The sequence below is a fragment of the Klebsiella sp. JN_Kp121 genome, from assembly GCF_040062145.1.
GTDB classification, from domain to species: domain Bacteria; phylum Pseudomonadota; class Gammaproteobacteria; order Enterobacterales; family Enterobacteriaceae; genus Klebsiella; species Klebsiella aerogenes.
In genome coordinates, this window is sequence record NZ_JBEAHX010000036.1 from 119,353 (window position 1) to 125,545 (window position 6,193).

Genomic DNA, 6,193 nt, shown 5'->3' on the forward strand with positions numbered 1-6,193 from the left:
ATATCTCTGCCGAAAGTGCTATCTTTGATGGCCTCTTTATCTGGCTTAAGCGGGGCGAAAATGACCGATTCAGAATTAACGCAGCTAAGCGAACAGGTTGGGCTGGCGCTGAAAGCGCAGGGCGCGACGGTGACCACCGCGGAGTCCTGCACCGGCGGCTGGATAGCCAAAGCGCTGACCGATATTGCCGGTAGCTCAGCGTGGTTTGAGCGCGGTTTCGTGACCTATAGCAACGAAGCCAAATCGCAGATGATTGGCGTGAGCGAAGTGACGTTACTGGATAACGGCGCGGTGAGCGAACCAGTGGTTGTCGAGATGGCAATTGGCGCGCTACGCGCGGCGCGCGCCACCTATGCGGTATCGGTCAGCGGTATCGCCGGCCCGGACGGCGGCAGCGCGGAGAAGCCCGTCGGCACCGTGTGGTTCGGCGTCGCCTGTGCGAACGGGCAGGGCGTGACCCGCCGCGAATGCTTTGCCGGAGACCGCGAAGCGGTGCGTCGTCAGGCGACGGCCTATGCGTTAAATCTGCTCTGGCAACAATTTCTACAAAATACTTGATACTGTATGACCATACAGTATAATTGCCTCAACTGAACAAATATTAACGGCGAAGCGAACGCGCTTCACCTCGCATGACAGGAGTAACAATGGCGATCGACGAAAACAAACAGAAAGCGTTGGCGGCAGCACTGGGCCAGATCGAAAAGCAATTCGGTAAAGGCTCCATCATGCGCCTGGGTGAAGACCGTTCCATGGACGTGGAAACCATCTCCACCGGTTCGCTTTCTCTGGATATCGCGCTCGGCGCAGGCGGTCTGCCAATGGGCCGTATCGTTGAGATCTACGGGCCGGAATCATCGGGTAAAACTACCCTGACGCTGCAGGTTATCGCCGCAGCGCAGCGTGAAGGCAAAACCTGTGCGTTCATCGATGCCGAACACGCGCTGGATCCGGTATATGCCCGCAAGCTGGGCGTTGATATCGACAACCTGCTGTGCTCCCAGCCGGATACCGGCGAGCAGGCGCTGGAAATCTGTGACGCGCTGGCGCGTTCCGGCGCGGTAGACGTTATCGTCGTCGACTCCGTGGCGGCGCTGACGCCGAAGGCGGAAATCGAAGGCGAAATCGGCGACTCTCACATGGGCCTCGCGGCGCGTATGATGAGCCAGGCGATGCGTAAACTGGCTGGTAACCTGAAGCAGTCCAACACTCTGCTGATCTTCATCAACCAGATCCGTATGAAAATCGGCGTGATGTTCGGTAACCCGGAAACCACCACCGGTGGTAACGCGCTGAAGTTCTACGCTTCCGTGCGTCTGGACATTCGCCGCATCGGCGCGGTGAAAGAGGGCGACAACGTTGTCGGCAGCGAAACCCGCGTGAAAGTGGTGAAAAACAAAATCGCCGCGCCGTTCAAACAGGCTGAATTCCAGATCCTCTACGGTGAAGGCATCAACTTCTTCGGCGAGCTGGTTGACCTCGGCGTGAAAGAGAAGCTGATTGAAAAAGCGGGCGCCTGGTATAGCTACAACGGCGACAAAATCGGTCAGGGTAAAGCGAACGCAATCTCCTGGCTGAAAGATAACCCGGCGGCGGCGAAAGAAATTGAGAAGAAGGTTCGCGAACTGCTGCTCAACAACCAGGACTCCACGCCGGACTTCGCGGTTGACGGCAACGACGCAGAAGAAACCGAACAAGATTTCTGATATCGTCTAAAAGAGTGACAAAGGGCTGCTGATGCGGCCCTTTTGCTTTTCTTAGATTATCGAGGTGCCTGTGACTGAGACTTCACCACGCCGCTCCGGCTATGCGCGTCTGTTGGATCGCGCAATTCGTATTCTGGCGATGCGCGATCATAGCGAACAGGAGCTGCGGCGTAAGCTGGCGGCGCCGGTAATGAGTAAAAACGGCCCTGAAAAGCTGGACATCACGCCGGAAGAGCTCGAACAGGTTGTCGGCTGGTGCCTGGAAAACCGCTATCTTGATGACCAGCGTTTTGTACGCCAGTTTATTGCCAGCCGGAGCCGCAAGGGCTATGGGCCGGCACGTATCCGCCAGGAGTTGAATCAAAAGGGCATTGGCCGCAGCGACATAGAAAGCGCGATGCGCGAGTGTGAAATCGACTGGGCGGCGCTGGCCAAAGAGCAGGCGCAGCGTAAATACGGCGAACCGTTACCTACCGCCTTTACTGAAAAAGTTAAAATCCAGCGATTTTTGCTGTACCGCGGCTATCTGATGGAAGATATCCAGGAAATCTGGCGAAATTTTGCAGATTGACCCATCGGGGATTTTACTTCCCTCTAAAGAAAACTTATCTTATTCCCACTTTATTCCGTCGGGCCGCTGCTTGTGATTGCATAATCAGCGTCCAGGGCGATTATTCCTTATACACAAAATCATTCAAGCTGCATCACGGCGGCAAGAGAGAACAGCTTCTGGGGCGTACGTGAGTTCACTACCGGGAGAGGACGTTCCGCCAGGTCAGAGGCGACTTGAAGGATGAAGTGTAGCTTGATTTCAGGATAATTATGAGCAAGAGCACCGCTGAGATCCGTCAGGCGTTTCTCGACTTTTTCCATAGTAAGGGACATCAGGTAGTTGCCAGCAGCTCCCTGGTGCCGCACAACGATCCGACCCTGCTGTTTACCAACGCCGGGATGAACCAGTTCAAGGATGTCTTCCTTGGTCTCGACAAACGTAATTATTCGCGCGCGACCACCGCGCAGCGTTGCGTGCGTGCGGGCGGTAAACACAACGATCTGGAAAACGTCGGTTACACCGCGCGTCACCACACCTTCTTCGAAATGCTGGGCAACTTCAGCTTCGGCGATTACTTCAAGCAGGATGCCATCAAATACGCATGGGAACTGCTGACCGGTGAGAACTGGTTCGCCCTGCCGAAAGAAAAACTGTGGGTTACCGTTTACGAGACCGATGACGAAGCTTTCGACATCTGGGCCAATGAAGTGGGCGTTCCGCGCGAGCGTATTATCCGCATCGGCGACAACAAAGGCGCGCCGTTTGCTTCTGATAACTTCTGGCAGATGGGCGATACCGGTCCGTGCGGCCCATGCACCGAAATCTTCTTTGACCATGGCGACCACATCTGGGGCGGCCCTCCGGGAAGCCCGGAAGAAGATGGTGACCGTTACATTGAGATCTGGAACATCGTCTTCATGCAGTTCAACCGTCAGGCTGACGGTACCATGGAGCCGCTGCCGAAGCCTTCCGTTGATACCGGTATGGGGCTGGAGCGTATTGCCGCTGTACTGCAGCACGTTAATTCCAACTATGACATCGACCTGTTCCGCAACCTGATTGCGAGCGTGGCGAAAGTCACCGGCGCGACCGATCTGACTAACAAGTCGCTGCGCGTTATTGCCGATCACATTCGCTCCTGCGCATTCCTGATTGCTGATGGCGTGATCCCGTCGAATGAAAACCGCGGCTACGTGCTGCGTCGCATCATTCGCCGCGCGATTCGCCACGGCAACATGCTGGGCGCGAAAGACACCTTCTTCTGGAAACTGGTTGCTCCGCTTATCGACGTGATGGGCGCTGCCGGTGAAGAGCTGAAACAGCAGCAGGCTCTGGTTGAGCAGGTGCTGAAAACCGAAGAAGAGCAGTTTGCGCGCACACTGGAGCGCGGACTGGCGCTGCTGGATGAGGAACTGTCGAAGCTTAAAGGCGACACGCTGGACGGCGAAACCGCCTTCCGTCTGTATGACACCTATGGCTTCCCGGTTGACCTGACTGCGGATGTCTGCCGCGAGCGCAACATCAAGGTTGACGAAGCAGGCTTTGAAGCCGCGATGGAAGAGCAGCGCCGCCGCGCACGTGAGTCCAGCGGTTTCGGCGCTGACTATAACGCGATGATTCGCGTTGACGGCGCATCGGAATTTAAAGGCTACGATCATCTGGAGCTGAACGGCAAAGTTACTGCGCTGTTCATCGACGGCAAAGCGGTTGATAGCGTCAGCGCGGGTCAGGATGCGGTTGTAGTCCTTGACCAGACGCCGTTCTATGCGGAATCCGGCGGTCAGGTAGGTGATAAAGGCGAACTGAAAGGCGCTGGCTTCTCCTTCGCGGTCAGCGATACGCAGAAGTACGGCCAGGCTATTGGTCATATCGGTAAAGTTGCCAGCGGTTCCCTGAAAGTGGGTGACGCGGTGCAGGCCGATGTCGATCAGGCTCGCCGTCAGCGTATCCGTCTCAACCACTCCGCGACGCACCTGATGCACGCGGCGCTGCGCCAGGTCCTCGGTACCCACGTGGCGCAGAAAGGCTCACTGGTTAACGATAAAGCGCTGCGTTTTGACTTCTCGCATTTTGAAGCGATGAAGCCGGAAGAGATTCGTGCGGTAGAAGATCTGGTCAACGCGCAGATCCGTCGTAACCTGGCTATCGAAACCAATATTATGGATATCGATGCCGCGCGTGAATCCGGCGCCATGGCGCTGTTTGGCGAGAAATACGACGATCGCGTTCGCGTACTGCGGATGGGCGATTTCTCCACCGAGCTGTGCGGCGGTACTCACGCAGCGCGTACCGGTGATATTGGCCTGTTCCGTATTACCTCTGAATCCGGTACCGCCGCAGGCGTGCGCCGTATTGAAGCGGTGACCGGCGAAGGGGCGATTGCCAGCCTGCATGCGCAGAGCGATCAGCTCAGTGATATCGCGCAGCTGCTGAAGGGCGATAGCCACAGCATCGGCGATAAAGTTCGCGCGGCGCTTGAGCGTACCCGTCAGTTGGAAAAAGAGCTGCAGCAGCTGAAAGAGCAGGCTGCAGCGCAGGAGAGCGCTAATCTCTCCAGTAAAGCCGAAGAAATTAACGGCGTTAAGCTGCTGGTCAGCGAGCTGGCCGGCGTTGAGCCGAAAATGCTGCGTACCATGGTTGATGATCTGAAAAACCAGCTCGGTTCGACGGTCGTTGTATTAGCTACGGTAGCGGATGGTAAGGTTTCTCTGATTGCAGGTGTGTCTAAGGATGTGACAGACCGCGTGAAAGCAGGGGAGCTGGTTGGTATGGTCGCCCAGCAGGTGGGCGGTAAAGGGGGCGGTCGTCCGGATATGGCGCAAGCCGGCGGTACCGATGCGTCTGCTCTCCCTGCTGCGTTAGCCAGTGTGAAAGGCTGGGTCAGCGCAAAACTGTAATAACTATAAACGCATTTACCCTAAATAATTCGAGTTGCAGGAAGGCGGCGACGCAGCGAATCCCCAGGAGCTTACTCAAGTAAGTGACTGGGGTGAGCGAGGAAAGCCAACACACATGCAACTTGAAGTATGACGGGTATAGGTGCCGTAACCAGAGGGTTACGGCACCTTGCGTCATAAGTACTGATAACGATAAAGTCGGGTTGAAGTTGTGTAGATCGGCTAAACTTAGGTTTAACAGAATGTGATGCCGTGACTGCTTACACCGCGAGGTGTTTGTCATCGCTTACTTTTTGGCGTTATATGATGGATAATGCCGGGATGCGAGAGACCCGACTCTTTTAATCTTTCAAGGAGCAAAGAATGCTGATTCTGACTCGTCGAGTTGGTGAGACCCTCATGATTGGAGATGAGGTCACTGTGACAGTTTTAGGGGTTAAGGGTAACCAGGTACGTATTGGTGTCAACGCCCCTAAAGAAGTCTCTGTACATCGTGAAGAAATCTACCAGCGTATCCAGGCTGAAAAATCCCAGCAGTCCAGTTACTAAGCTTTCCGCGCCTCGCTTTATTGTGAGGCGCATCCCTCCGGCGGTCGTTTTTCTCTTTTCTTCTCCTGTTTCTTCTCTCGCGACATCCTCTCTTTTGTTTTTATTCGCCGTACGTCATTTTTCGTTGTCGCTTTTGAGTGGCCGTAAAGGGCTATTTCCTGTTGATAAAATACTCTTTTTGCCGTTTTTGCAGGCTAATTGCGCGTGAAGTGTGCAAACGGAAAAAGCTCTCGAAAAATTGTTTGACTTATAAGTCTCAGAAAGTAATATGTGCGCCATCGCAGCGACGAAGAGCAGAAACAAGTTCTTCGAAGCACTCGCAAGAGGCGTGTTGTGTGGTGAGGTGGCCGAGAGGCTGAAGGCGCTCCCCTGCTAAGGGAGTATGCGGTCAAAAGCTGCATCCGGGGTTCGAATCCCCGCCTCACCGCCATTTTGCATCCGTAGCTCAGCTGGATAGAGTACTCGGCTACGAACCGAGCGGTCGGAGG

Annotated in this window: 5 protein-coding genes and 1 tRNA gene; all 6 read left to right on the forward strand. The window is 55.2% G+C overall.

Annotated elements, in window-relative coordinates; translation table 11 throughout:
- Window positions 1-60: 60 nt before the first annotated feature.
- The 6 genes from pncC (at window position 61) to ABLU86_RS23710 (ending at window position 6,135) form a co-directional block, all read left to right on the forward strand.
- Window positions 61-558 (forward strand): nicotinamide-nucleotide amidase, encoded by a 498-nt coding sequence (gene pncC / locus ABLU86_RS23685; RefSeq protein WP_063443393.1) that lies wholly within the window; start codon window positions 61-63, stop codon window positions 556-558.
- Window positions 559-647: 89 nt separating this feature from the next.
- Entirely contained in the window at window positions 648-1,706 is a 1,059-nt protein-coding gene (gene recA / locus ABLU86_RS23690; protein ID WP_015370055.1) for a recombinase RecA, read from the forward strand.
- Window positions 1,707-1,776: 70 nt separating this feature from the next.
- Window positions 1,777-2,277: a recombination regulator RecX gene (gene recX / locus ABLU86_RS23695; RefSeq protein WP_042894995.1), complete on the forward strand. Its 501-nt coding sequence runs from the start codon at window positions 1,777-1,779 to the stop codon at window positions 2,275-2,277.
- Window positions 2,278-2,528: 251 nt separating this feature from the next.
- Window positions 2,529-5,156 carry an alanine--tRNA ligase gene (alaS, locus tag ABLU86_RS23700; protein WP_015703239.1) on the forward strand — a complete coding sequence of 876 codons (2,628 nt, stop codon included), beginning with the start codon at window positions 2,529-2,531 and terminating at the stop codon, window positions 5,154-5,156.
- Window positions 5,157-5,519: 363 nt separating this feature from the next.
- Entirely contained in the window at window positions 5,520-5,705 is a 186-nt protein-coding gene (csrA, locus tag ABLU86_RS23705; RefSeq protein WP_000906486.1) for a carbon storage regulator CsrA, read from the forward strand.
- Between the two features lie 337 nt (window positions 5,706-6,042).
- Window positions 6,043-6,135: transfer RNA gene (locus ABLU86_RS23710), tRNA-Ser, on the forward strand.
- The last annotated feature ends 58 nt before the right edge of the window (window positions 6,136-6,193 follow it).

Bases quoted from the DNA above. Each gene is read 5' to 3' on its own strand.
- csrA (WP_000906486.1), top strand. From the start codon at position 5,520: ATGCTGATTCTGACTCGTCGAGTTGGTGAGACCCTCATGATTGGAGAT.
- recA (WP_015370055.1), top strand. From the start codon at position 648: ATGGCGATCGACGAAAACAAACAGAAAGCGTTGGCGGCAGCACTGGGC.
- alaS (WP_015703239.1), top strand. From the start codon at position 2,529: ATGAGCAAGAGCACCGCTGAGATCCGTCAGGCGTTTCTCGACTTTTTC.
- pncC (WP_063443393.1), top strand. From the start codon at position 61: ATGACCGATTCAGAATTAACGCAGCTAAGCGAACAGGTTGGGCTGGCG.